25 protein-coding genes and 1 pseudogene are annotated in these 20724 nt (G+C 72.1%); 16 read left to right on the top strand and 10 right to left on the bottom strand.

The features are described from left to right. Positions 1 to 98 precede the first annotated feature (98 nt). A complete protein-coding gene (locus tag ACPPVO_RS10890; protein ID WP_360383574.1) occupies positions 99 to 305 on the bottom strand; it encodes a hypothetical protein in 207 nt (68 codons plus the stop codon). 148 nt (positions 306 to 453) lie between these two features. Between ACPPVO_RS10890 and ACPPVO_RS10885 the strand changes: the two genes are divergently transcribed. The 3 genes from ACPPVO_RS10885 to ACPPVO_RS10875 are packed head-to-tail and all read left to right on the top strand — an operon-like array spanning position 454 to position 2839. Continuing rightward, positions 454 to 1422: an LLM class F420-dependent oxidoreductase gene (locus ACPPVO_RS10885; protein ID WP_426514601.1), complete on the top strand. Its 969-nt coding sequence runs from the start codon at positions 454 to 456 to the stop codon at positions 1420 to 1422. After that, positions 1419 to 2207 carry an SDR family oxidoreductase gene (locus ACPPVO_RS10880; protein ID WP_426511086.1) on the top strand — a complete coding sequence of 263 codons (789 nt, stop codon included), beginning with the start codon at positions 1419 to 1421 and terminating at the stop codon, positions 2205 to 2207. Before ACPPVO_RS10885 ends, ACPPVO_RS10880 begins: the two co-directional genes overlap by 4 nt. Continuing rightward, positions 2204 to 2839 (top strand): nucleoside/nucleotide kinase family protein, encoded by a 636-nt coding sequence (locus ACPPVO_RS10875; RefSeq protein ID WP_426511085.1) that lies wholly within the window; start codon positions 2204 to 2206, stop codon positions 2837 to 2839. The genes ACPPVO_RS10880 and ACPPVO_RS10875 overlap by 4 nt, the downstream gene beginning before the upstream one ends. Here ACPPVO_RS10875 and ACPPVO_RS10870 read toward each other — a convergent pair. Beyond that, positions 2823 to 3647 (bottom strand): amidohydrolase family protein, encoded by an 825-nt coding sequence (locus ACPPVO_RS10870; protein WP_426511084.1) that lies wholly within the window; start codon positions 3645 to 3647, stop codon positions 2823 to 2825. The two genes, ACPPVO_RS10875 and ACPPVO_RS10870, sit on opposite strands and share 17 nt — an antisense overlap. 79 nt (positions 3648 to 3726) lie before the next feature. Between ACPPVO_RS10870 and ACPPVO_RS10865 the strand changes: the two genes are divergently transcribed. Genes ACPPVO_RS10865 through ACPPVO_RS10855 form a run of 3 tightly spaced genes read left to right on the top strand, consistent with a single transcriptional unit; the run spans position 3727 to position 5402 of the window. Beyond that, the gene (locus ACPPVO_RS10865; protein ID WP_426511083.1) at positions 3727 to 4698 is read left to right on the top strand and encodes an RNA polymerase subunit sigma-70; all 972 of its coding nucleotides are present in this window, start codon (positions 3727 to 3729) and stop codon (positions 4696 to 4698) included. A 4-nt stretch (positions 4699 to 4702) separates the two neighbouring features. After that, the gene (locus ACPPVO_RS10860; RefSeq protein WP_426511082.1) at positions 4703 to 4969 is read left to right on the top strand and encodes a hypothetical protein; all 267 of its coding nucleotides are present in this window, start codon (positions 4703 to 4705) and stop codon (positions 4967 to 4969) included. Beyond that, a complete protein-coding gene (locus ACPPVO_RS10855; RefSeq protein ID WP_426511080.1) occupies positions 4953 to 5402 on the top strand; it encodes a DUF6069 family protein in 450 nt (149 codons plus the stop codon). The genes ACPPVO_RS10860 and ACPPVO_RS10855 overlap by 17 nt, the downstream gene beginning before the upstream one ends. On the opposite strand, the gene ACPPVO_RS10850 is transcribed toward ACPPVO_RS10855, so the two are convergent. From ACPPVO_RS10850 to ACPPVO_RS10840, 3 genes are read right to left on the bottom strand one after another with little or no spacing between them, the layout of a single operon-like run. Further along, the gene (locus ACPPVO_RS10850) at positions 5369 to 5965 is read right to left on the bottom strand and encodes a permease-like cell division protein FtsX (protein ID WP_426511079.1); all 597 of its coding nucleotides are present in this window, start codon (positions 5963 to 5965) and stop codon (positions 5369 to 5371) included. The two genes, ACPPVO_RS10855 and ACPPVO_RS10850, sit on opposite strands and share 34 nt — an antisense overlap. Then, on the bottom strand, positions 5958 to 6494 hold the full coding sequence (locus ACPPVO_RS10845; RefSeq protein ID WP_426511078.1) for an RNA polymerase sigma factor: 537 nt from the start codon (positions 6492 to 6494) through the stop codon (positions 5958 to 5960). Before ACPPVO_RS10845 ends, ACPPVO_RS10850 begins: the two co-directional genes overlap by 8 nt. A 39-nt stretch (positions 6495 to 6533) precedes the next feature. Next, on the bottom strand, positions 6534 to 7733 hold the full coding sequence (locus ACPPVO_RS10840) for an alginate lyase family protein (protein WP_426511077.1): 1200 nt from the start codon (positions 7731 to 7733) through the stop codon (positions 6534 to 6536). 130 nt (positions 7734 to 7863) lie between these two features. Between ACPPVO_RS10840 and ACPPVO_RS10835 the strand changes: the two genes are divergently transcribed. Beyond that, on the top strand, positions 7864 to 8466 hold the full coding sequence (locus ACPPVO_RS10835; protein ID WP_426511076.1) for a hypothetical protein: 603 nt from the start codon (positions 7864 to 7866) through the stop codon (positions 8464 to 8466). Between the two features lie 4 nt (positions 8467 to 8470). Here the strand turns inward: ACPPVO_RS10835 and ACPPVO_RS10830 are convergent, their stop codons facing one another. Together ACPPVO_RS10830 and ACPPVO_RS10825 are read right to left on the bottom strand one after the other, a co-directional pair. Further along, positions 8471 to 8569 (bottom strand): MFS transporter small subunit, encoded by a 99-nt coding sequence (locus ACPPVO_RS10830; protein ID WP_426511074.1) that lies wholly within the window; start codon positions 8567 to 8569, stop codon positions 8471 to 8473. Further along, entirely contained in the window at positions 8566 to 9954 is a 1389-nt protein-coding gene (locus ACPPVO_RS10825; RefSeq protein ID WP_426514600.1) for an OFA family MFS transporter, read from the bottom strand. Before ACPPVO_RS10825 ends, ACPPVO_RS10830 begins: the two co-directional genes overlap by 4 nt. A 127-nt stretch (positions 9955 to 10081) precedes the next feature. On the opposite strand from ACPPVO_RS10825, the gene ACPPVO_RS10820 reads away from it, so the two are divergent. Next, positions 10082 to 11320 carry an NAD(P)/FAD-dependent oxidoreductase gene (locus ACPPVO_RS10820; RefSeq protein WP_426511073.1) on the top strand — a complete coding sequence of 413 codons (1239 nt, stop codon included), beginning with the start codon at positions 10082 to 10084 and terminating at the stop codon, positions 11318 to 11320. A 3-nt stretch (positions 11321 to 11323) separates the two neighbouring features. On the opposite strand, the gene ACPPVO_RS10815 is transcribed toward ACPPVO_RS10820, so the two are convergent. Beyond that, positions 11324 to 11899: a hypothetical protein gene (locus ACPPVO_RS10815; protein WP_426511072.1), complete on the bottom strand. Its 576-nt coding sequence runs from the start codon at positions 11897 to 11899 to the stop codon at positions 11324 to 11326. Between the two features lie 242 nt (positions 11900 to 12141). Here ACPPVO_RS10815 and ACPPVO_RS10810 point away from each other — a divergent pair, with 242 nt between their 5' ends. Continuing rightward, positions 12142 to 12525 carry a hypothetical protein gene (locus ACPPVO_RS10810; protein WP_426511071.1) on the top strand — a complete coding sequence of 128 codons (384 nt, stop codon included), beginning with the start codon at positions 12142 to 12144 and terminating at the stop codon, positions 12523 to 12525. Between the two features lie 77 nt (positions 12526 to 12602). Further along, positions 12603 to 13088, top strand: a complete 486-nt coding sequence (locus ACPPVO_RS10805; RefSeq protein ID WP_426511070.1) for a hypothetical protein — start codon at positions 12603 to 12605, stop codon at positions 13086 to 13088. A 172-nt stretch (positions 13089 to 13260) separates the two neighbouring features. On the opposite strand, the gene ACPPVO_RS10800 is transcribed toward ACPPVO_RS10805, so the two are convergent. After that, a complete protein-coding gene (locus tag ACPPVO_RS10800; protein WP_426511069.1) occupies positions 13261 to 13899 on the bottom strand; it encodes a class I SAM-dependent DNA methyltransferase in 639 nt (212 codons plus the stop codon). A 362-nt stretch (positions 13900 to 14261) separates the two neighbouring features. On the opposite strand from ACPPVO_RS10800, the gene ACPPVO_RS10795 reads away from it, so the two are divergent. Beyond that, entirely contained in the window at positions 14262 to 15269 is a 1008-nt protein-coding gene (locus ACPPVO_RS10795; protein ID WP_426511068.1) for an RNA polymerase subunit sigma-70, read from the top strand. A gap of 107 nt (positions 15270 to 15376) precedes the next feature. Here ACPPVO_RS10795 and ACPPVO_RS10790 read toward each other — a convergent pair whose 3' ends face one another. After that, positions 15377 to 15940, bottom strand: a complete 564-nt coding sequence (locus ACPPVO_RS10790) for a dihydrofolate reductase family protein (protein WP_426511067.1) — start codon at positions 15938 to 15940, stop codon at positions 15377 to 15379. A 237-nt stretch (positions 15941 to 16177) separates the two neighbouring features. On the opposite strand from ACPPVO_RS10790, the pseudogene ACPPVO_RS10785 reads away from it, so the two are divergent. From ACPPVO_RS10785 to ACPPVO_RS10765, 5 genes and pseudogenes are all read left to right on the top strand, one after another. After that, positions 16178 to 16321 (top strand): annotated as a pseudogene (locus tag ACPPVO_RS10785) (hypothetical protein); the annotation flags it as partial. 45 nt (positions 16322 to 16366) lie between these two features. Next, a complete protein-coding gene (locus ACPPVO_RS10780; protein WP_426514599.1) occupies positions 16367 to 16723 on the top strand; it encodes a (2Fe-2S)-binding protein in 357 nt (118 codons plus the stop codon). Continuing rightward, complete coding sequence (locus ACPPVO_RS10775; protein ID WP_426511066.1) at positions 16720 to 19083, top strand: xanthine dehydrogenase family protein molybdopterin-binding subunit; 2364 nt, start codon at positions 16720 to 16722, stop codon at positions 19081 to 19083. Before ACPPVO_RS10780 ends, ACPPVO_RS10775 begins: the two co-directional genes overlap by 4 nt. Further along, positions 19080 to 19931 (top strand): FAD binding domain-containing protein, encoded by an 852-nt coding sequence (locus ACPPVO_RS10770; RefSeq protein WP_426511065.1) that lies wholly within the window; start codon positions 19080 to 19082, stop codon positions 19929 to 19931. Before ACPPVO_RS10775 ends, ACPPVO_RS10770 begins: the two co-directional genes overlap by 4 nt. A gap of 65 nt (positions 19932 to 19996) precedes the next feature. Further along, positions 19997 to 20701 (top strand): SRPBCC family protein, encoded by a 705-nt coding sequence (locus ACPPVO_RS10765; RefSeq protein WP_426511064.1) that lies wholly within the window; start codon positions 19997 to 19999, stop codon positions 20699 to 20701. Positions 20702 to 20724: the final 23 nt, after the last annotated feature.

Raw genomic sequence — 20724 nt, 5'->3', positions numbered from 1 at the left:
AGCCGGTCGGCACAACGGCCGCGAACGACGAAAACGGCCGCGGACGACGAAACGGCCGCCCCCGGAGCGGGGAGCGGCCGTCGGTGCGCCAGGCGTGGTCAGTCGGCGAGGTTGACGATGCCCTGGGCCCAGCGGAAGTACTTGTTCGTGCCCAGGTCACGGACGGTCTTGATGCCGAAGGCGGCCTGCAGCTTCTCGGCGTCGCCCTCGCTGACGCCCGCGATCGCGGTGACGGGGGCGTCGGCGAGCTCCTGCGCGCTCTTGCCTTCCCATTCCTTCATGAGCTTCTTTTCCAGACCAAGCATGTCGCGCTCCTTCTCTCGGTGAAACCCGCGCCAGGCTACGTCGCACGCCTACCGGCTGCAACGTGAGGGGTGCCAGCCGAGTGTGCCGTTCTGCTTGCCACATCGCCCGTTTCGCGGAGATGATCGGCTGATGAACAGCCAATGGGGGCTGACGATCCCTCTTACGGGGATCCCGCTGCCCGATCACGCTGCGTTGCTCGCCACGCTACCGGATCTCGGGTACACGGACGTCTGGTCCTCCGAGGTCGCGGGCACCGATGCCTTCACCCCGCTCGCACTCGCCTCGGCCTGGTCGCCCCGCCTGCGGCTCGGCACCGCGATCGTCCCCGTCTTCACCCGCGGGCCCGGGCTGCTGGCCATGCAGGCGGCCACCCTCGCCGAGGCCGCGCCGGGCCGGTTCGCGCTCGGCATCGGGGCGTCGTCACCCGTCGTGGTCGGCGACTGGAACGCGGTCCCGTTCGACCGTCCGTTCGAGCGCAGCCGCGACATCCTGCGGTTCCTGCGCGCGGCCCTGGCGGGCGAGCTCGTCGACGGGGTCTTCGACACCTTCGAGGTGCGCCGGTTCCGGCTCGAGCGGCCTGCCCAGGTACCGCCGAAACTGCTTCTGGCCGGTCTTCGCGGGCGCATGCTGCGCCTGGCGGCGGCCGAGGCCGACGGTGCGGTCCTCAACTGGCTGTCGGCCGACGACGTCGCGACCGCGCGGGCCGAGCTGGCCGGGGCGCCGGAGGGCTTCGAGATCGCGGCGCGCATCTTCGTGTGCCCGACCGACGACGCCGCCGAGGCGCGGGCGACCGCGCGCCGGCTCATCGCGGCCTACCTGACGGTGCCGGCGTACGCGGCGTTCCACCGCTGGCTGGGGCGCGGCGAGGTGCTCAAGCCGATGTGGGACGCGTGGGCGGCCGGCGACCGCAAGGGCGCGCTCGCCGCGATCCCGGACGAGGTGGTGGACCAGCTCATCGTCCACGGCTCGCCCGACACGTGCCGCGCCCACGTCGAGCGCTACGCGGCCGCGGGCGTGACGACGCCGGTCATCGCGCTGCTGCCGACGCGGGACCTGATCGCCGGCGGCGCGCCCGCGCTGCTGGAGACGCTGCGAGGCCTGGGGGCGCGGTCGTGAAGGTGGACGGGAAGGTCGTGGTCGTCACGGGGGCGGCCGGCGGGATCGGGGCCGCGCTGGCCCGGCGGTTCGCCGCGGAGGGTGCGGCCGCGCTGGTGCTCGCCGACCTCGACGGGGCGGCCGCGGCGGAGCTCGCGGCGACGCTGCCCGGCGAGGTGGTCGGGGTCGAGGCCGACGTGACGAGCGAGGAGCAGGTCGCGGAGCTCGTCGGGGAGACGCTCGGGCGCTTCGACCGGATCGACCTGTTCTGCGCGAACGCGGGCATCACCAGCGGCGCCGGGCTGGAGGCGTCGGCCGAGACGTGGGCGCGGACGTGGGCGGTGAACGTCCTGTCGCACGTGTACTCCGCGCGGGCCGTCCTGCCCTCGATGCTCGAGCGTGGCTCCGGGTACCTGCTGCACACCTGCTCGGCCGCGGGCCTGCTGACCGCCGTCGGGGACGCGCCCTACGCGGTCACCAAGCACGCGGCGGTGTCGTTCGCGGAGTGGCTGTCCATCACGTACGGCTCGCAGGGCATCCGGGTCAGCGCCCTCTGCCCGCAGGGCGTGGACACGCCGATGCTGCGCGACGGCCTCAAGGAGGGCCACATCGGCGCCAAGGTGACCGCGGCCGGCGGCGCCGTGCTCTCCGCCGAGTCGGTCGCCGACTCGGTCGTGGCCGGGCTCGAGGCGGAGAAGTTCCTGATCCTGCCGCACCCCGAGGTCGCCAGGTACTACCTGCACCGCGCCACCGACACCGACCGCTGGCTCGCCGGGATGCGTGGCCTGCGCGACACCCTCGCATGAGGCAGCCCGACGTGCTCCAGCCGGCCCTGGACGTGGTCGTGCCGTTCGTCCGCGGCCGCCCGGGCCGCACCATCGTCGGCATCTGCGGCCCGCCCGCCGCCGGGAAGTCGACGCTGTCCTCGGCGCTGGCCGACGCCCTGAACGTCCACGATGGACTGTCCAGCGCCTCGGTGCCGATGGACGGGTTCCACCTGTCCAATGTGGAGCTCGACCGGCTCGGGCTGACCGACCGCAAGGGCGCGCCGGAGACGTTCGACGCGGCCGGGTTCGTGCACCTGCTGCGCCGCCTGCGCGCGGGCGAGGACCTCGTCTACGCGCCGATCTACAGCCGCACCCTGCACGAGTCGATCGGCGGCGTCATCCCCATCGCCTCCGGCGTGCGCGTGATCGTGGTCGAGGGCAACTACCTGCTGCTCGACCACGGCCCGTGGGCGTCGGTGCGCGGCCTCGTCGACCTGGCGCTGTACCTCGACGCGCCGGACAAGGTGCGGCAGGAGTCGCTGGTGCGCCGGCAGCTGGCCAAGGGCCTCGACCGGCCCGACGCCGAGGACTGGGTCTTCCGCAGCGACGAGCGCAACGCCGCCGTCATCGCCGGCACCCGCGACCGGGCCGACCTCATCCTGACACGCTGAACAGGCGCGCGGCGTTGTCCCACAGCACCGCGCGCAGCCAGTCCTCGCCGAGGTCCAGGCGTTGCAGGGCCTCGATCTGGTGCTCGTACGGGTACGGGATGTTCGGGAAGTCGCTGCCGAGCAGCACCCGCCCGGCGAGCCCCAGCTCCCGCACCCGGGGCAGCAGCGCGGCGGGCGGGCCGCCGAAGAAGTCGGTGAACACCATCGTCGTGTCCAGGTGTACCGCGGAGTGGCGCTCGGCGAGCGCGAGGAACCCGTCGTACTCCGGCGCCCCCAGGTGCGCGACGACCGCGACCAGCCCCGGATGCCGGCGCAGCACCTCCCCGAACGGCCCCGGCCCGGTGAACCCGTTCGCGACCGGCCCCGACCCGGCGTGCACGACGACCGGCACCCGCGCCTCGGCGAGCAGCCCCCACACGGGGTCGAGCTCGGCCGCGCGCGGGTCGAAGCCGCCGACCTGCAGGTGCGCCTTGAAGACCCGGGCCCCGTCGGCGACGGCCCGCCCGACGTACCCGGCCACGCCCGGCTCCGGGAAGAAGGTCGCGCTGGCCAGGCACCCCGGCGTGCGCGCCGCGAAGTCCATCGTCCACGCGTTGAGGTCCTCGGCCATGCCGGCCCGGTGCGCGTAGGCGAGCGCGGTGAAGTGGCGCACCCCGAAGCCACGCAGCTGCGCGACGCGCTCCTCGTCGGAGCCGCGGTAGAGGATCGGCCAGGGCCGGCCCAGCAGCGGGCCGGCCTCGTCGAAGTAGGCCCAGACCTTGCGCAGCAGCCGGGGCGGCAGGAAGTGCGTGTGCACGTCGAACAGCACGTTTCGACCTTAGTGATGAGTTGTCGTGCCCGCACCCGTCTCACCTACGACGGAACACGACGAGCGGAAGGATGACGCCATGAGCGTGAGTGAGCTGGGCGAGATCGACGAGCCGGCGTTCTCGGGGCTGGCGCGGCGGCACCGGCGGGAGCTGCACGTGCACTGCTACCGGATGCTCGGCTCGTTCGAGGACGCCGAGGACGCCGTGCAGGAGACGTTCCTGCGGGCGTGGCGGCGGCGGGAGACCTTCGAGGGGCGCTCGACGTTGCGGGCCTGGCTGTACCGCATCGCCACCAACGCCTGCCTGGACCTGCTCGCCAAGTGCCGTCCCGAGCCCGCGACCGGCGGCGAGGTGCGGTGGCTGCAGCCCTACCCGGACCGGCTGCTCGACGAGCTGCCCGCGGGCGGCGCGGACGAGCCGGAGACCGTCGCCGTCGCGCGGGAGACCATCGAGCTGGCGTACCTGGTCGCGGTCCAGCACCTCGCGCCGCGCCCGCGGGCCGTGCTGATCCTGCGCGACGTGCTCGACTGGACGGCGAAGGACGTCGCCGAGCTCCTCGGGGACTCCGTCAACTCCGTGAACAGCGCCCTGCAGCGGGCCCGCGCCGGCCTGCGGGAGCACCTGCCCGCCGAGCGGCAGGACTGGACCGGCGGAGCCGGGGACGCCGGGACGCGCGAGCTGGTGCGCCGCTACACCGAGGCCAGCGTGGCCACGGACGTCGACCGGATCGCCGCGCTGCTGCGCGACGACGTCCGCTGCTCGATGCCGCCCACGCCGGGCCTGTTCGTCGGCCGCGACGCGGTGGTGAACGACTGGGTCGGGAGCGGCTTCGCGCAGATGCGGGGCCTGCGCGCCGTCGTCACCGCCGTGAACCGGCAGCCCGCCGTCGCCTTCTACCACTGGCGGGCGGCGGAGGACGCGTACCTGCCGCTGACGATCGACGTCCTGCGGGTCACGGGCGGGGCGATCGCGGAGATCGTCACGTTCCACGCCGACCGGTTCCCGCGGCTCGGGCTGCCGGAGCGCCTGCCGGCGGACCGCACGGAGTAGTCCCGTGCGGACGCTCACGCTGCGCGCGGGCGCGCGGGTCGCGGTGGTCGCGGCCGAATGGCGCGACGCGTTCGGCGTCGTCGTCCGCGGGCGGGTGCAGCTGGAGCTGCGCGACGGCGCGCCCGGGCCGGTCCTCGGGCGCGACGCCGGGTTCTGGCTCCGCGGCACCGGCGTCCGCGCCCTGCGCAACCCCGGCCGTCGCACGGCGACGGTGCACATCGTCACCCCCGGTCACCGAACGATGGAGGAACGCCATGGACAGCATGAGTGACACCCGGGTCGTCGCCGGCCCCGCCCACCGGTTCCGCCGGCTCGCCGGCACCGGCCTCATCGCCACGCTCGCCGCGATGGCGGCCACCACCCTCGCCGCCGCGCTGGCCGCGGCCGCCGGCGCCGACTTCGAGCTCCCCGACGGCGGCGAGGCGATCCCGCTGCCCGGGTTCGCCGTGGTGACCGGCTTCTTCTCGGTCGTGGGCGTCGCCATCGCCGCCGCCCTGCTCCGCTGGAGCGCACGGCCCGCCGCGCGGTTCGTGTGGACGGCCGTGCCGCTCACCGCGATCTCGCTGGCCCCGCCGCTGGTCGCCGGGGCGAACGCCGCCACCGCCGTCGCCCTGATCGGGCTGCACCTCGTGGCGGCGGCGGTGATGATCCCGGCCCTGGCCCGGAGCCTTCAGCGAGTGGGCTCCGCGCTGGACGGCGACTGAGCCGGCAGGACCGGCTTGTCGAGCCCCGGCTCGTGCACCGCCCCGCAGCCGTTGCAGAAGACGTCCACGGCGAACGGCATCAGGCGGTCCCGCACGGCCGGGAAGTCGCCGGCGCAGCGCAGGTCGAAGCGGAAGTTCGCCGCCAGCGAGTCCGGCTTCGTCGCGGCGACCAGGTCGGGCGCGTCGCGGAAGGCGTTCTGGAACCCGGCCCAGGCCTCCTCCGCGGACTGGTAGGTGTACGACACGATCTCGGGCGACGCGGCGATGGCGGCCTGCAGTTGCTCGCGCTGCTGCTCGCTCGCCTGCGCCGGCAGGAACGCGCCGCCCTCGGCCGGGGCGCACGAGGGGGCGCCGGCCGGGTGCTCCGGCGCCGGCGGGCGCGCGACCCAGACCAGGGCCGCGGCCAGCAGCAGGGCCAGGGCGGTGCCGCCGGCGGCGACCGCGACGCGGCGGCGGCGGGCCGCGGCCGGGATGCCGCCCGGGCCCGGCGGGCGCAGGGCCGAACGCGCCTGGTCGTCCAGGTCGCGGAGGGCGAGGCGAAGGCGCTCGTCGAGCTCAGACATGGTCGTCCCCCTCGTCGGTCAGGTGCTTGGCCAGGGCGATCCGCGCCCGGTAGAGCCAGGTGCGGACGGCGCCCTCGCGCACCCGCGAGAGCTCGGCGATCTCGGCGACGGGGAGGCCGGCGAGGTAGTACAGGACCACGGCCCGGCGCTGGTCGGCCGGCAGGGCGGCGAGGGCGCGTTCGAGGGCCACCCGCTCGGGGCCCGGCCCGGCGACCGGCTCGGCCCGCTGGCCGCGCCAGTGCCGCAGGGCGACGCGGGCGCGGCGGATCCGGCTCGTGGCGAGGTTCCAGGCGACGCGGCGCACCCAGGCCGCCGGGTCCTCGTAGCGCGCGATCCGGCCCCAGCGCACCCAGGCGCGGATGAACGCCTCCTGGGTCACCTCCTGGGCCTCCTCGGTGCTGCCGAGGTAGACCGCGAGCTGCCCCGCGATGGCGCCGAACGAGGCGGAGTAGCACTCCGCGAAATCGGGCGGCATGGCCCTCCCGGCGACGGCCGGCGGCGGGACGCCGTCGAGCGTGTGGATCGTCATACCATCTACACGCCCGGCGGCGCCCCGGTGTCACATCGCTCAGGCGGGATTGTTCGCGTGCGTCAGGGTCTCCCAGGCGACGAACAGGTTGTTGCTGCCGGCCGGGCGCGACTGCTCGGTCAGCCGCTGCGTGTTCGTCATGGCGATGCCCATGCGGTTGTGCAGCGCGTTGAAGGCGACCTCGGTCACCGGGCCGAGGCCGAGGTTCAGCCGGCCGCCGCACAGCCAGGACGGAACGGCCTCGCCCAGCTGGTAGCGGCTGTGGAAGCCGAGCGCGTACCGCAGGCGGTCGGCGATCTCGGGGTACACGTCCTGGCCCTGGATCCGGGTCGTCTCGGCGATGTGCGAGATCGCGGAGATGCCGTAGCCGGTGTGCGTGAAGTCGCGGCAGGTCTCCTGGGCGAGGCCGTTCTCGAAGGTGCCCTGGCCCTGCCAGTAGTTCACGATCTCGGACTTCGTGTCGACGGAGCCGATGCCCTTGGGGTAGGCGCCGTCCGTGGCGAGGTAGATGTACGCGGGGACGCGCGCCCGGAACTTGGCCATCGCCTTGTCCCAGCTCGCCCGGTCGTCCAGGAAGACGGAGATGCCGATCGCGGCCTCCATCATGGACAGCTCCCAGTTGCCGTTGCTGCTGCTGCCGCCGATCACCTTGGGCAGGTACACGGTGCGCAGCATGGTCGCGAAGCGCGCCTGGCCGGGCCAGCTGCTGTAGGTGTACCGGATGATCTCCGCCGCCCGCGGCCAGGACGAGCCCGCCCAGCCCGTCTGCAGCGGGGCGTTGCTGTTGGTGTGCTCCTTGATCGTGGCCGACCACGCGTCCATGATCGCGATAGCCTTCGTCGCGTAGCGGCTGTCGCGCGTGATGAACCACGCCAGCGACAGGGTGTACGCGGCGATCGCGTCCTCGCGCTCGTCCGTGCAGCCGTTGTTCGGGTTCGAGTACGAGCCGCACTCGACGGTCGCGCGGGGCTTCGGCGTGCGCGTCAGCGACGCGTACTTCGAGCCCATCATCTGGTCGTTCGCCGCCTTCCACGGCTGCTCGCCCGCCTGCACCTTGCCGCGGACGAAGTCGAGCTGCGCCTGGCTGACCAGGACGCCGGGGTGTGCGAAGGTGGCGGGCGCCGCGGCGGTCTGCGGCGCCCGGGCGGTGGACTGGGCGGCCGACGCGTAGGTGGCGCCGGCCACCGCGACGGCGACCGCGAGCCCGGCCGCGCCGAGCAGGACGAGTCGTCGTGACATGGGGCCTCCCGGGGGTGACACATCTGTTAGGCAGTCTGCCTAACGCGTCCCGAGCTGCCCGGGGAAGCCATCACATCGAAACTTAAGCATCCGTTGGGCAGGCGATCAGGTTGCGGGCATCATGGGTCCCGTGACCAACGCAACGCGACGTTCTCTTCATGGGCTGGCGGAGCTCGTGCTCGCCGGGCCCCAGCACCGGGCCAGCGGGACCATCCGGCTGCGGGTGTTCGACGGCGGGTTCGCCACCGTCGCCGCGCCCGATCTCCGGGTGACCGCCGACGCGCTCGTGATCGGCGACGACGGCGGGCGCCGGGTGACGCTGGCCGGGCGGACGCTCGGGGAGCTCGCCGCGGCGGCGGGGGTCGAGCCCGGGGCACCGCGCGACCTGTACCCGGACGGCTCCGGCGCGTCCGCGGACGACCCGGTCGTGCTGGACGGGGCCGCGGAGATCCTGGCCGGGTTCGCCGCCGGGGACGCGGCGCTGCGGGCCTTCAGCGCCGACGCCACGCCGGTGCTGTGGCCGGAGCACTTCGACCTCGGGGTCTCGCTCGACGAGGTGAACTACGGGGTGTCGGCCGGGGACGCGACGATCGACGAGCCGTACGCGTACGTCGGACCCTGGAAGCCGCGGACCGGGGACTTCTGGAACGTGTCGTTCGGGGCGGCGCACCCGCTGCGGGAGCTGCCCGACCTGCCGGCGTTCTTCGCGGAGGGGCGCCGGCAGGCCGGATGAGAGGCTACTGGAACAGCTTGGCGGCGGTGATGGCGGTTTCGATCACGCCGTAGCCCAGGAGGACGGCCACCAGGGCCCAGCTGACGATCAAGCGGACGCTCATGACGCCACCTTCTCCGGTTCGGCGGTCACGGGTTCGTGGAAGCGCTGCGGCACCGGGCGGATCAGCAGGTTGGCGACGAAGCCCACGGCCAGGATGCCCACCATGGTGAACAGGGCCGGCTGGTACGCCGATGCCGTCAGCGTGCCCGGCTTGCCCTGCGCGTCCAGGAAGCCGTTCACGATGAGCGGGCCCGCGACCCCGGCCGCGGACCAGGCCGTCAGCAGGCGGCCGTGGATCGCGCCGACCTGGTAGGTGCCGAACAGGTCGCGCAGGTAGGCCGGCACGGTGGCGAAGCCGCCGCCGTAGAAGGACAGGATGAAGCCGGCCAGCAGGACGAACAGGGCCGTGGCGGTGTGGCCCACCGAGGCCAGCAGGGCGTAGAGGACCATGCCGACGCCGAGGTAGCCCATGTAGATCGGCTTGCGGCCGATCAGGTCCGACGTGGCCGACCAGGCGAACCGGCCCGCCATGTTGAACAGCGACAAAACCCCGACGAAGCCCGCGGCGGCCGCGACGCTGACGCTGGAGACGCCGGCGTCGCGGAAGAAGTCCTGGATCATCGGGCTGGCCTGCTCCAGGATGCCGATGCCGGCGGTGACGTTGCAGAACAGCACCACCCACAGCAGCCAGAACGAGCGGGTCCGCAGGGCGTTGGCGGCGCTCACGTTCGCCGTCGTGACCAGCGGCTTCTCGCGGATCGAGGCGGGGTCGAAGCCCGCCGGCCGCCAGCCCTCGCGGGGCACGCGGACGTTGAAGACGCCGAACATCATGATCAGGAAGTAGCCGATGCCCAGCGTGACGAAGAGCAGGACGAGAGCGGAGCCGCCGGCGACGGACTTCGCGTTGTTCGGGTCGTAGCCGGCGTCGTAGAGCGACAGCAGCTGCCGCGACAGCGGGCTGGCGATCAGCGCGCCGCCGCCGAAGCCCATGATCGCCAGGCCGGTGGCCAGGCCGGGCCGGTCCGGGAACCACTTGATGAGCGTCGAGACCGGCGAGATGTACCCGATCCCGAGCCCGATCCCGCCCAGGACGCCGTACCCGAGGTACACCAGCCACAGCTGTTTCGTGCTGATCCCGAGCGCGGCGACGAGGAAGCCCGCGCCCCAGCAGCAGGCCGAGACGAACATGGCCTTCCGCGGCCCGTTGCGCTCGACCCAGGTGCCGCCGACCGCGGCCGACAGCCCGAGCATGACGATGGCGATGCTGAAGATGATGCCGATCGCGGTCTGGCTGGCGCCGAAGTGCGCGATGAGCGAGTTCTTGTACACGCTCGTGGCGTACGCCTGACCGATGCACAGGTGCACGGAGAGCGCCGCCGGCGGGATGAGCCAGCGGCTGTACCCCTCCGGGGCGACCGTGTGCCTGGAGTCCAGAGCCGATAGCAGTGACATCGGACACCTCCTAAGGCCGAGCCACAGTCTAGATCGCAGTACGTCTATCTCGCAGCGCAACTTTCCGCTGATCAGAAAGGTCGTGATCCAAATGACGCCATAGTTGAGCAACAATTGCCCGGTGGATCGTGTGACTGTCTGGGACGACCGGCGCGGCCCCGACGATCGAGCCCGGCTCGCCCCCGGCCGCCCCCCGGACCTGGACCGCAGCCCCGACGTCCTCGTGGTCGGCGGCGGCGCGATCGGGCTGGCCGCGGCCGTGTTCGCCCGCCGGGCCGGCCTCGGGCGGGTGACGCTCATCGAGCGCGCCCCGCGGCTGGTCCCGGGCGCCTCCTCCGGCAACGGCGGCGCGATCGCCCCCGACCTGCACGAGGAGAGCGACGGGCCGCGGTTCGTGGCCTTCGGGCGCAAGAGCCGGCAGCTGTACCGTGACCTCGACGCCGAATGGCAGGGCGCGATCGGCGCCTGGCCCACCCGCTGGCTGGACATCCGCCCGGTGGAGGCGTTCCCCCTGCTCGACGGCGCCGCCGGCGTGCCGGCGATCCCCGGCCGCGGCGATCCGCTCGACGGCGCCGCCGGCGTGCCGGCCTTCCCCGGCCGCCGCGGCCTGCTCGACGCCGCCGGCGTGCGCGCGCTGGAGCCCGATGTGCGGCTGCCCGACGGCGCCGCCGCGCGGCTCTTCGAGGGCCAGCTCGCCGTCGACCCGCTGCGGCTGGCGGCCGCGCTCGCCGCCCGGGCCGGGCAGGTGGTCACCGGCGTCGGGCTGCTCGGCGTCTCGGTGCGCGGCGACCGGGTCTCGACCGTGCACACCACGGCCGGCGATCTCACCCCGGGCGCGCTGGTGGTGGCCACCGGGCTCGTGCCGCCGCCGTGGCATCAGGGGGTACCGCAGCGCTGGGTCAAGGGCCACATGCTCGCGCTCGCCCCCGGGCCCTGGCGGCTCGGCAGCGTCCTGGCCGGGCCCTACGGCGGCGGCACGCCGCTGCCGGGCGGCGGGGTCGTCTGCGGCGGCACCTTCGACGAGGGCGACCGCTCGCCGGAGGTGCGGCCCGAGGTGAGCGACCCGATGGCGAAGGACCTCGCGACGCTGGTGCCGGCGGCCGCCGAGGCGCGCATCAGCCACCGCTGGTGCTGCTTCCGGCCGCACATCGAGCACCGCCAGCCGGTGGTGGACCGCCTGCCCGGGGTGACGAACGCCTGGTTCGCGGGCGGCCACTTCACCACCGGGATCATGATGGCCCCGGCGACCGGCGCGGCGCTGGCCGACTGGATCGGCTCGGGCCGCACGCCCGAGGACGTGCGGACCTTCACCCTGCCGCGGACGCCGTCACCGTGGCCGACCCTCGGCCCCACCCACTGAGCGTCAGGCGGTCAGGTCGACGTAGGTCGACCAGCCCCCGGCGTAGTACTTGTAGTACGCGTGCCCGTCCTGCGCGAGGGTGTACGCCTCGGTGGTGCCGAACCGCGGGTTGTACAGCACCGACGGGGCTCCCGTGTTGGCGCCGCCGAGGCTGTTCCAGCCCGACCAGCCGCCCAGGTAGTAGACGTACTTGAGCTCGGCGCCGGCGGTGTGCACGTAGACCTCGGTGGTGCCCGACGAGCGGTTGTAGACGACGCCGGGGTCCTGGTCGACGCTGCCCCCGAGGCCGGTCCAGCCGGACCAGCCGCCCAGGTAGTAGACGTACGCCAGCTGGTTGCCGGAGGTACGCAGGTACACCTCGGTGGTGCCGTACTTCGGGTTGTAGAGCACCGCGGGCGTGCCCTGCACCGAGCCGCCGAGGTTGGTCCAGGACGACCAGCCGCCCAGGTAGTACACATAGGACAGCCCGCCGCCCGTGACCGCGTAGGCCTCGGTGGTCCCGACGTGCGGGTTGTACAGCACGCCCGGGTCGCCGGTGAGCGTCCCGCCGACCGGGCCCGCAACAACCTCGACCGCCACCCCGACTACATCCTCGCCGCCTACATGGCCTCCGAGCCTGACGCCGCGGTTCGCGAACATGCCGATGTGCGGATGCAAGCTCGCGTTCAGTGGCCAGTCTCGTCACGATCACAATTCCTCGTACGAGGGATGGCGACGGTCGGGCAACCGGCCGGCCGGTGGCATCATCAACACGACATGCTTAGCTTGCGGCGACAAGCCCTTCACCCGCGGGAGCGAATGTTACAGTGGCCGATACCGATATGATCATCGCAGCGCTCGCCGCTGGGGCGAGCATGGGCGTCTCCGGCACGGCCAACGAAGCCGTGAAGGACGCGTACAGCGGCCTGAAGGGTCTGATCCGCCGCCGTTTCGACGACCGGGACGCCGCACGGAAGGCGCTCGACGCCGATGAGACCGAGTCAGGCGTCTGGAAGGCGCGCATCGGTCAGGACCTGCTCGACTCGGGCGCGGCGCGCGACGGGGAGATCCTCGCGACGGCCGGGGCGTTGCTCAAGCTCGTCGAAGCGGAGCGGGCGCCGGTGTTCAACACGAGAGTCGGCACCAGTTATGGCCCGGTCGGCCAGAACCACTTCCACGGGCCGGTGACGTTCGGCCAGTCCCCTACCGGGCCGACAGCCGGGTAGGGCTCCCGGCTGTCGGTGAAACCGCTCGCAAGCCCAGAAGACGTCGTGGACCGACCGTCATCGGATTTGTTGGCGCGGTGCTGGTTGTCACCGCCATACTGGTCGTTGCCTCCGTCGCGTTGGCCGACTCGTTCCGAGGCTCGCCTCTCGCCAACCCGCCACCGAGCGCGACGAAGTCAGGCCAACCGTCAGCTAGTGCCACAGCCCCGCAAGTTCGATACACGGGCGAGGTAACCATTGTCACCGACGCCAAGGACCTAGATCGAGTTCCTCCCGCAAAGGCCGGGAAGGAAAATGGCGGAGACTTTGAATACAACGCCTGGAACGGCAATATTTTTCCGGATGGCGATTCTTCTCTCGCGCTCTGGAGCGGCAAGACGCAGCCTTCCTATTTCGACTGCACAAATCGCGCAGCGGCCGCCTCCATGACTTCATTGCATTTGAAGGTCGGCGACACTGTTTGTGCACTCACCGGCGAGGGGCGCACTGTTCGCATGAAGGCGACAAAACATTGTGATGGCTATTGCGCCATATTTGAAACAGTAGTTTGGGAGTTGCCGTAGGCCCGTGGTGTGCCGCATCCGCCGCCGCGGACGTGGAAGGGCAGCTCCGGCTACCATCCGCCGTTCTGGGAAGATGACGCACACAGAGATACATTTTGTTTCCGCGACCATGTGCAAAGTCCAATTGTTCCCGCACATGCCGCGGCGATCACCGATGCCTCCCCGGCGTACCTCACCGGTGGGCGAAGACGAAGCCACCCTCGACGTTTGGGGCCGGGCGATGCACCATCTCGGCCTCGACGGTGAAGCCGGCGGCGTCCAGCCAAGCCGCGACCCGGGCCGGTGAACGACGGTGCACGTAGACGTGCATCGGGTGGCCGCCGTAGCCCTCGGTCTTGAGGTTGCTGCCGTCGCCGGCGTGGAAGCCCAGCAGCAGGGCCCCGCCGGGGCGCAGCACCCGAAAGAACTCGGCGAGGACTGTGGGTACCTCGTCGTCGGGGACGTGGATCAGCGAGAACCAGGCGAGCAGGCCGGTCAGGGAACTGTCGGCCAGTTCGAGACCCGTCATGGAGCCGACCTCGAAACGCAGGCCGGGATGGTCCTGCCGAGCCACGTCGATCATCGCGGGCGACAGGTCGACACCGAACGCGTCCAAGCCGATGCCCTGCAGGTAGGCGGTAATCCGGCCCGGACCGCAGCCGATGTCGGCGACCGGCCCGTTCCCTTGAGCGCGCACCAGCTCGGCGAAGAGCGACAGGATGCCCCGCTGGAACGGCTCGCCGGCGAGGGCGTCGCGCAGCAGGTCGGCGTAGCTGACCGCCACGGTGTCGTAGGAAGTCCGGGTGTCGTCGAGCCAACCGGAAACGTGCATGCGGAGCACAGTAGCTCCGACTCAGGCGTTGGCGGCGCCTTGGCAACGCCACCATCGATCCGCGCAGTGATGTCGCCCGTGACAAGCTCGATCTGGCGGGGCCGGAAGCGCTCGGACGGCTACAACGCATCAGGGCGATCGCCACGTCCCCCAACCTCAGCCTCCGGTTGGTGAGGCCCCGCAGTGCACACCAACATGCCGCAGCGGGCGCTCTGGTGTTCATGCTCGCGAGTGACGCACGGTGCGCGAGCTGTCAGGGGGGATCCCGGAACGGCCCGGTGTCCGTGGCTTCGCCGATCAGAAATCCGCCGCCACGTCGTCAGTTCAGTTAGCACTCTCGCACCGGTGGAAGGATCAACGATATGACCGACGCCAGACGGCTTGGCGCCGACGAGGCCACATTCATCGCGGCGGTCCGCGCGGACGATACCGCGCGGTTCGCGCTCCTGACCGAGCGCCACCGGCGTGAGCTGCAGGTGCACTGCTACCGGATGCTCGCGAACTACGAGGACGCCCAGGACATGACGCAGGAGACGTTCCTGCGAGCGTGGAACAAGCGGGAGTCGTTCAAGGGCCACGCGGCCCTGCGGACCTGGCTGTACCGGATCGCGACGAACGCCTGCCTCGACTTCCTGGAGAAGCGCAACGACCGCACCCCCGTACCGTCCGAGCTGCCGGACCCCGACTCCGAGGTGCAGTACCTGCAGCCGTACCCCGACCGGATGCTCCCCGAGGACCCACAGGAATCGGTGGTGGCGCGGGAGACGATCGAGCTGGCGTTCATCGTCGCCGTCCAGCACCTGCCGCCGCGGCAGCGGGCGGTGTTCATCCTGCGCGACGTCCTCGGCTGGCCGGCGTCGACAGCCGCCGACGCCCTCGCGCTGACCGTCGCATCAGTGACCAGCGCACTGCAGCGGGCCCGTGTGACGATGCGCGAGCAGCTGCCCGACCGCCGCCTCGACTGGCGCAGCCCCGCCACCCACGAACTGTCGGATGACGAGCGCGGCGCGGTGAAGTCGTACATCGAGGCCCATGAGCGCAACGACCTCGACCGGCTGACGTCCCTGCTGCGCGACGACCTGCGCTTCGCCATGCTGCCCGATCCGGGCACCGTGACCACGACGGCCAAGGACGCGGTCAACGGCTGGCTCTCCGGTGGGCTCTTCCAGCACGGCCACGACGACTGGCGCGGTATCACCACGACAGTCAACCGCATGCCCGCCGCCGTGCTGTACCTGCGCACCCCCGACGACCCCGAGTACCGGCTCTTCGCCATCGCGGTCCTGCACATCGTCGACGGGAAGATCGCCGAGCTCACCGGATTCGACGCCGCCGACAAACCATGGCTGGATCTGCCACCGACACTGTGATCACACATCGGAACGCGAGGAAGGGCCGGGACAGTTCCCTCAAGGCCGAGGGGCACGGTGAGCACGGGCCAGGTTCTGGCCTCACGAGCCCAGAACCTGGCCCGTGCTCATCGCCTCGTCTCGTATCGGGTCAGTACCACGCCGCCGGGAAACGTCCGCGTCTCCACCAGGTTCAGGCTCACCCAGCTGTCCAGGGCCGTGAAGAACGGCGCGCCGCCGCCCAGCAAGGCCGGGGCAGTGACCAGCACGTACTCGTCGATCAGCCCGGCCCGCATGGCCGCTGCGGCAAGTGTGGCGCCGCCGATGTCCATGGGGCCGCCGTCCCCGGCCTTGAGCCGGGTGATCTCGGTGACCGCGTCCCCGGTGAACAGGCGGGTATTCCAGTCCACCGTGCTGACCGTCGAGGAGAACACCACCTTCGGCATGTCCCGCCAGCGACGGGCGAACTCGATCTGCGCCGGTGTGGCGCCGGGCTGCTGGTCGGCGGTCGGCCAGTGGGAGCTCATCGTCTCCCACAGTCTGCGCCCGTACAGCGCCAGGCTGGTCGCCCCCACCCGGTCGGACCACCACTGGAACAGCTCGTCGCTCGGTACGCCCCAGTCGAGGTCGTCGCCGGGCGCGGCGACGTAGCCGTCCAGGCTCAGGTTCATACCGAAGATCAGTTTCCGCATCGTGCCAGCCTCCCGTAGGTCGATCTCACACGTACAGACGGGCACGGCGCGGAAACCTAATCGGGCACGGCGCGCTCAGCTGGGCTCGAGCACTACCCACAGGACGCGGTGGCCTCGGTTTTGAGGGGGTGTGGGTGGAGCGAAGCTCCCCCACCCCGAGCGCAGCGAGCCGGAGACCCAGGGTCTTGCTTTGATCTTCATTGGAGGCGTTTGCTGATCAGGCATTGCCTGACTGGCATGTCCCCCGCGGGAGGCAGCATGTCCTCTGCCCAACGAGTTCGCGTCAGTGTCGACGTCGACGGCAGCCGCTACGTCGATGATGTCGAGCCGCGAACCCTCCTCGTCCAACATCTTCGTGAGCGGCTCGGCAAGGTTGGTACGGTCGTCGGCTGCGATACCAGCAACTGTGGCTCGTGCACGGTCCTCATGGGCAGTCCCGACGCGGTGCCGCACAGCGTCAAGAGCTGCTCCGTCCTCGCCGTGCAGGCCGACGGCGCCAGTGTCACCACGATCGAGGGGCTGGCCGGCCCCGGCGGCGAGTTGCACGCGGTGCAGCGCGCCTTCCACGAGCTGCACGCGCTGCAGTGCGGGTACTGCACGCCCGGGATGATCTTGTCCGCGGTGGACCTGCTCCGGGAGAACGACGACCCGACCGAGGAGGAGGTGCGGGAGGGGCTGTCCGGCAACCTCTGCCGCTGCACCGGGTACCAGAACATCGTGCGCGCGGTCCAGGCCGCGGCCGCGGCGCTGCGCACGAGCGAGGTCAGCGAGGTCCACGTATGACCGCCACCGTGGAACCCGAGGTCGGCGCGGCCAGGAGGCGCAAGGAGGACGCGCGGCTCATCACCGGGCGTACGCGCTGGACCGACAACATCGCGCTGCCCGGGATGCTGCACCTGGCGATCCTGCGCAGCCCGCACGCCTCCGCGCGGATCACGCGCGTCGACGTGTCCGGGGCGCTGAGCGCGCCGAACGTGGTGGCCGCGTTCAGCGGCGCCGACGTCGCCGACGTGCAGGGCAGCCTGCCGTGCGCGTGGCCGGTGACCGAGGACATCGTGCACCCGGTGCGGCCGCCGCTGGCCGTTGACCTGGTCCGGTACCACGGGGAGGCCGTCGCCGTCGTCGCCGCCCGCGACGCCGCGAGCGCGATCGACGCGCTGGAGGCGATCGAGGTCGACTACGAGCCGCTCGAGCCGATGCTCGACCTCGCCGCCGCGGCCGAAGACCAGATTCTGGTGCATCCGGACAAGGGCACCAACCGGTCGTACACCTGGATCTTCGACTCCGCCGCCGCGGGCACCGGCACGAGCGTCGCCGACGCCGACGCCGAGGTGCGCGTCCAGCGCCGTTATGTGCAGCAGCGCCTGATCCCGGCCTTCATGGAGCCGCGCAGCGTCGTGGTGGATCCGGGCGCAGGGGAGTACACCATCTGGTCCGCCACCCAGATCCCGCACATCCTGCGCGTGTTCTATGCGCTGCTCACCGGCGTCCCCGAGCACAAGATCCGGGTCATCGCGCCCGACGTGGGCGGCGGCTTCGGCGGGAAGCTCCAGGTCACGCCGGAGGAGATGATCGCGTTCCTGGCCGCCCAGCGGATCCAGAAGCCGGTCAAGTACACCGAGACGCGCGGCGACACCATGCTCTCCGCGCACCACGGGCGCGACCAGATCCAGGACATCACGCTCACCGCCCGCCGCGACGGCACCCTGACCGGCATCGACGTCAAGCTCATCGCGAACATGGGCGCCTACCTCGGGCTGGTCGGGCCGGGCGTGCCGATCCTGGGCGCATTCATGTACAACTCGATCTACAAGGTCCCGGCGTACCGCTTCGAGTGCACCGGCGTCTTCACCAACACCACGATCACCGACGCCTACCGCGGCGCGGGCCGGCCCGAGGCGACCTACGCGATCGAGCGCGCCATGGACGAGCTCGCCGCCGAGCTGGAGCTCGACCCGATCGAGCTGCGCCGCCGCAACTGGATCAAGGCCGAGGAGTTCCCGTTCACGACCGTGGCGGGCCTGGTCTACGACTCCGGTGACTACGACGCGGCCACGGACAAGGCCCTCGAGCTGTTCGGCTACGACGGCCTGCGGGCGGAGCAGGCGAAAAGGCGAGCAGCGGGGGATCCGGTACAGCTTGGGCTCGGAGTCTCCACATATACGGAAATGTGCGGCCTGGCCCCGTCGCGGATCCTCGGCGCGCTGCGGTACGCGGCCGGCGGCTGGGAGACCGCCGCGGTGCGCGTGCTGCCCACCGGCAAGGTCGAGGTCGTCACCGGCACGAGCCCGCACGGCCAGGGTCACGTCACGGCCTGGAGCCAGATCGTCGCCGACGAGCTCGGGGTGGCCTTCGACGACGTCGAGGTGCTGCACGGCGACACGCGGACCTCGCACAAGGGGCTGGACACGTACGGCTCCCGCTCCCTCGCCGTCGGCGGGGTCGCGCTCGTCGAGGCCTGCCGCAAGGTACGCGACAAGGCGCGGACGGTCGCCGCGCACATGCTGGAGTGCAGCCCGGACGATCTCGAGTTCGCGGCGGGGGCGTTCCGGGTGCGAGGTACACCCGAAGCCGCCAAGACCATCGGGGACTGCGCGTTCGCCGTCTTCGCCGCCCACGACCTGCCCGACGGGGTGGAGGCGTCGCTTGACGCCGACGCCACCTTCGACCCGCAGACGTTCTCGTTCCCGCACGGCACGCACCTGTGCGCGACGGAGGTCGACACGCAGACCGGGAGAGTCACGATCCGGCGGTACGTCGCGGTGGACGACGTCGGCCGGGTGGTCAACCCGCTCATCGTCGAGGGCCAGGTGCACGGCGGCGTGGCCCAGGGCATCGCGCAGGCCCTGCACGAGGAGGCCGTCTACGACGCCGGCGGCACGCTGCTGACCGGGTCGTTCGTGGAGTACACGATCCCGACCGCCGCGGACCTGCCGACCATCGAGTCGGACCGGACCGAGACGCCGGCGACCTCGAACCCGCTCGGCGTCAAGGGCGTCGGCGAGGCGGGCGCGATCGCCGCGACCCCGGCCGTGGTCAACGCGATCGTCGACGCGCTGCGGCCCTACGGGGTGTCCGATGTACCGATGCCGTGCACTCCCGAGCGGGTGTGGCGGGCGCTGAAGCGAGGGGGTGCGAGTTGATCCCGGTTCCGTTCGACTACACGCGGCCGTCCACTGTGGAGGATGCGGTCGCCGCGCTCGGCTCGGCCGAGGACGCCAAGCTCCTCGCCGGCGGCCAGTCGCTCCTGCCCGTGCTCCGGCTCCGGCTCGCGGCCCCAACCGTGCTCATCGACCTCGGCGCGGTGCCGGGCCTCGCCGGCGTACGCGTCGACGGCGACGCGCTCGTCATCGGCGCCATGACCACGCACGCGGAGGTGGCGGCGTCCGACCTGGTGCGCGAGCACGCGCCGCTGCTCGCCGCCGCGGCCGCGACGGTGGGCGACCGCCAGGTACGTCACCGCGGCACCCTGGGCGGCTCGCTCGCCCACGCCGACCCGGCCGCCGACCTGCCCGCCGTGGCGGCGGCCCTGGACGCGACATACGTCGTTCAGGGCCCGGCGGGCCGGCGGTCGGTCCCCGCGGCCGACTTCGCGGTCGACCTGTTCACCACCGCGCTCGCCCCGGACGAGATCCTGGTCGAGGTACGCCTGCCCTCGACCGCCGGCTGGGCCGTGCACTACGAGAAGTTCCACCGCACCGCCCAGTCGTGGGCGATCGTCGGGGTGGCGGCCGCGGTACGCCGCGACAACGGCGGCATCGGGGCGGCCCGCGTCGCGCTGACCAACGTGGGCCCGGTACCCCATCGCGCCCGCGACGTCGAGACGGCCCTGACCGGTTCGCCGGCCACCCCCACCGCGATCGCCGAGGCCTGCTCACGGGCGGCGACCGGCACCGCGCCGGTGGACGACCTGACCGCGTCCGCGGAGTACCGCCGGGAGCTCGCCCGGGTCCTGACCACCCGGGCGGTCTGCCGCGCGCTGGGCGTTTAATCTGACTAACGTCGAGGTGGCCCCGGCGCGTGCCGGGGCCATCGACCTTTTGGAGGTAGCGGCCCGTGCAACTGGAGAACACCTTCGCCGTGCCCGTCCCGGTCGAGCGGGCCTGGGCCGTGCTGCTGGACATCGAACGGATCGCGCCCTGCATGCCCGGGGCCACACTGACCTCGGTCGAGGGCGACGACTTCACCGGCACCGTGAAGGTGAAGCTCGGCCCGGTCAGCCTCACGTTCAAGGGCTCCGGCCGCTTCGTCGAGCGCGACGAGGCCGCCCGGCGCGTCGTGATCGGCGCGTCGGGCGCCGACAGCCGCGGCGGCGGCACCGCCCGCGCGACGGTGACCGCGGCGCTCGTCGCGGAGGGTGACGGAACCCGGGTGAACGTGTCGACCGACCTCGACATCACGGGCAAGGCCGCCCAGTTCGGCCGCGGCCTCATCGGCGACGTGAGCGGCAGGCTCATCGGGCAGTTCGCGGACTGCCTCGCGGGCAAGCTCGCCGAGGACACCGCCCCTTCGCCGGCCGCACCGGCCGCGCCGGTCACGGGCGGGGAGGCGCCGGAGGGGTCCGAGGGGCCGGTCGTCACCGTGGATGACGCCCGGGCGGGGGAGCCGGTCGCGCCGGTACAGCCCGACGCCGAGCCGATCGACCTGCTGGCGATGGCCGGGGTGGGCCCGGCGGTGCGGCGCGTGGTGCCGTACGTGGTGACCGCGGCGGCGAGCTTCGCGGTGGTGCTGGGCATCATCTGGTGGATTCGCCGCCGCTGACCGGAACCCGCCGATCTTGCTCG

This window comes from Dactylosporangium sp. McL0621 (genome assembly GCF_049995355.1).
Classification (GTDB): domain Bacteria; phylum Actinomycetota; class Actinomycetes; order Mycobacteriales; family Micromonosporaceae; genus Dactylosporangium.
The sequence above is the reverse complement of the archived record's forward strand: the minus strand, read 5'-3'. Positions and strand labels throughout refer to the sequence as shown.

Excerpts from the sequence above, each read along its gene's own strand:
- ACPPVO_RS10850 (WP_426511079.1), bottom strand. The coding sequence starts at position 5,965 with ATGTCTGAGCTCGACGAGCGCCTTCGCCTCGCCCTCCGCGACCTGGAC.
- ACPPVO_RS10840 (WP_426511077.1), bottom strand. The coding sequence starts at position 7,733 with ATGTCACGACGACTCGTCCTGCTCGGCGCGGCCGGGCTCGCGGTCGCC.
- ACPPVO_RS10855 (WP_426511080.1), top strand. The coding sequence starts at position 4,953 with ATGGACAGCATGAGTGACACCCGGGTCGTCGCCGGCCCCGCCCACCGG.
- ACPPVO_RS10875 (WP_426511085.1), top strand. The coding sequence starts at position 2,204 with ATGAGGCAGCCCGACGTGCTCCAGCCGGCCCTGGACGTGGTCGTGCCG.
- ACPPVO_RS10775 (WP_426511066.1), top strand. The coding sequence starts at position 16,720 with ATGACCGCCACCGTGGAACCCGAGGTCGGCGCGGCCAGGAGGCGCAAG.
- ACPPVO_RS10890 (WP_360383574.1), bottom strand. The coding sequence starts at position 305 with ATGCTTGGTCTGGAAAAGAAGCTCATGAAGGAATGGGAAGGCAAGAGC.
- ACPPVO_RS10780 (WP_426514599.1), top strand. The coding sequence starts at position 16,367 with ATGGGCAGTCCCGACGCGGTGCCGCACAGCGTCAAGAGCTGCTCCGTC.
- ACPPVO_RS10795 (WP_426511068.1), top strand. The coding sequence starts at position 14,262 with ATGACCGACGCCAGACGGCTTGGCGCCGACGAGGCCACATTCATCGCG.
- ACPPVO_RS10800 (WP_426511069.1), bottom strand. The coding sequence starts at position 13,899 with ATGCACGTTTCCGGTTGGCTCGACGACACCCGGACTTCCTACGACACC.
- ACPPVO_RS10810 (WP_426511071.1), top strand. The coding sequence starts at position 12,142 with ATGATCATCGCAGCGCTCGCCGCTGGGGCGAGCATGGGCGTCTCCGGC.
- ACPPVO_RS10865 (WP_426511083.1), top strand. The coding sequence starts at position 3,727 with ATGAGCGTGAGTGAGCTGGGCGAGATCGACGAGCCGGCGTTCTCGGGG.
- ACPPVO_RS10830 (WP_426511074.1), bottom strand. The coding sequence starts at position 8,569 with ATGAGCGTCCGCTTGATCGTCAGCTGGGCCCTGGTGGCCGTCCTCCTG.
- ACPPVO_RS10845 (WP_426511078.1), bottom strand. The coding sequence starts at position 6,494 with ATGACGATCCACACGCTCGACGGCGTCCCGCCGCCGGCCGTCGCCGGG.
- ACPPVO_RS10790 (WP_426511067.1), bottom strand. The coding sequence starts at position 15,940 with ATGCGGAAACTGATCTTCGGTATGAACCTGAGCCTGGACGGCTACGTC.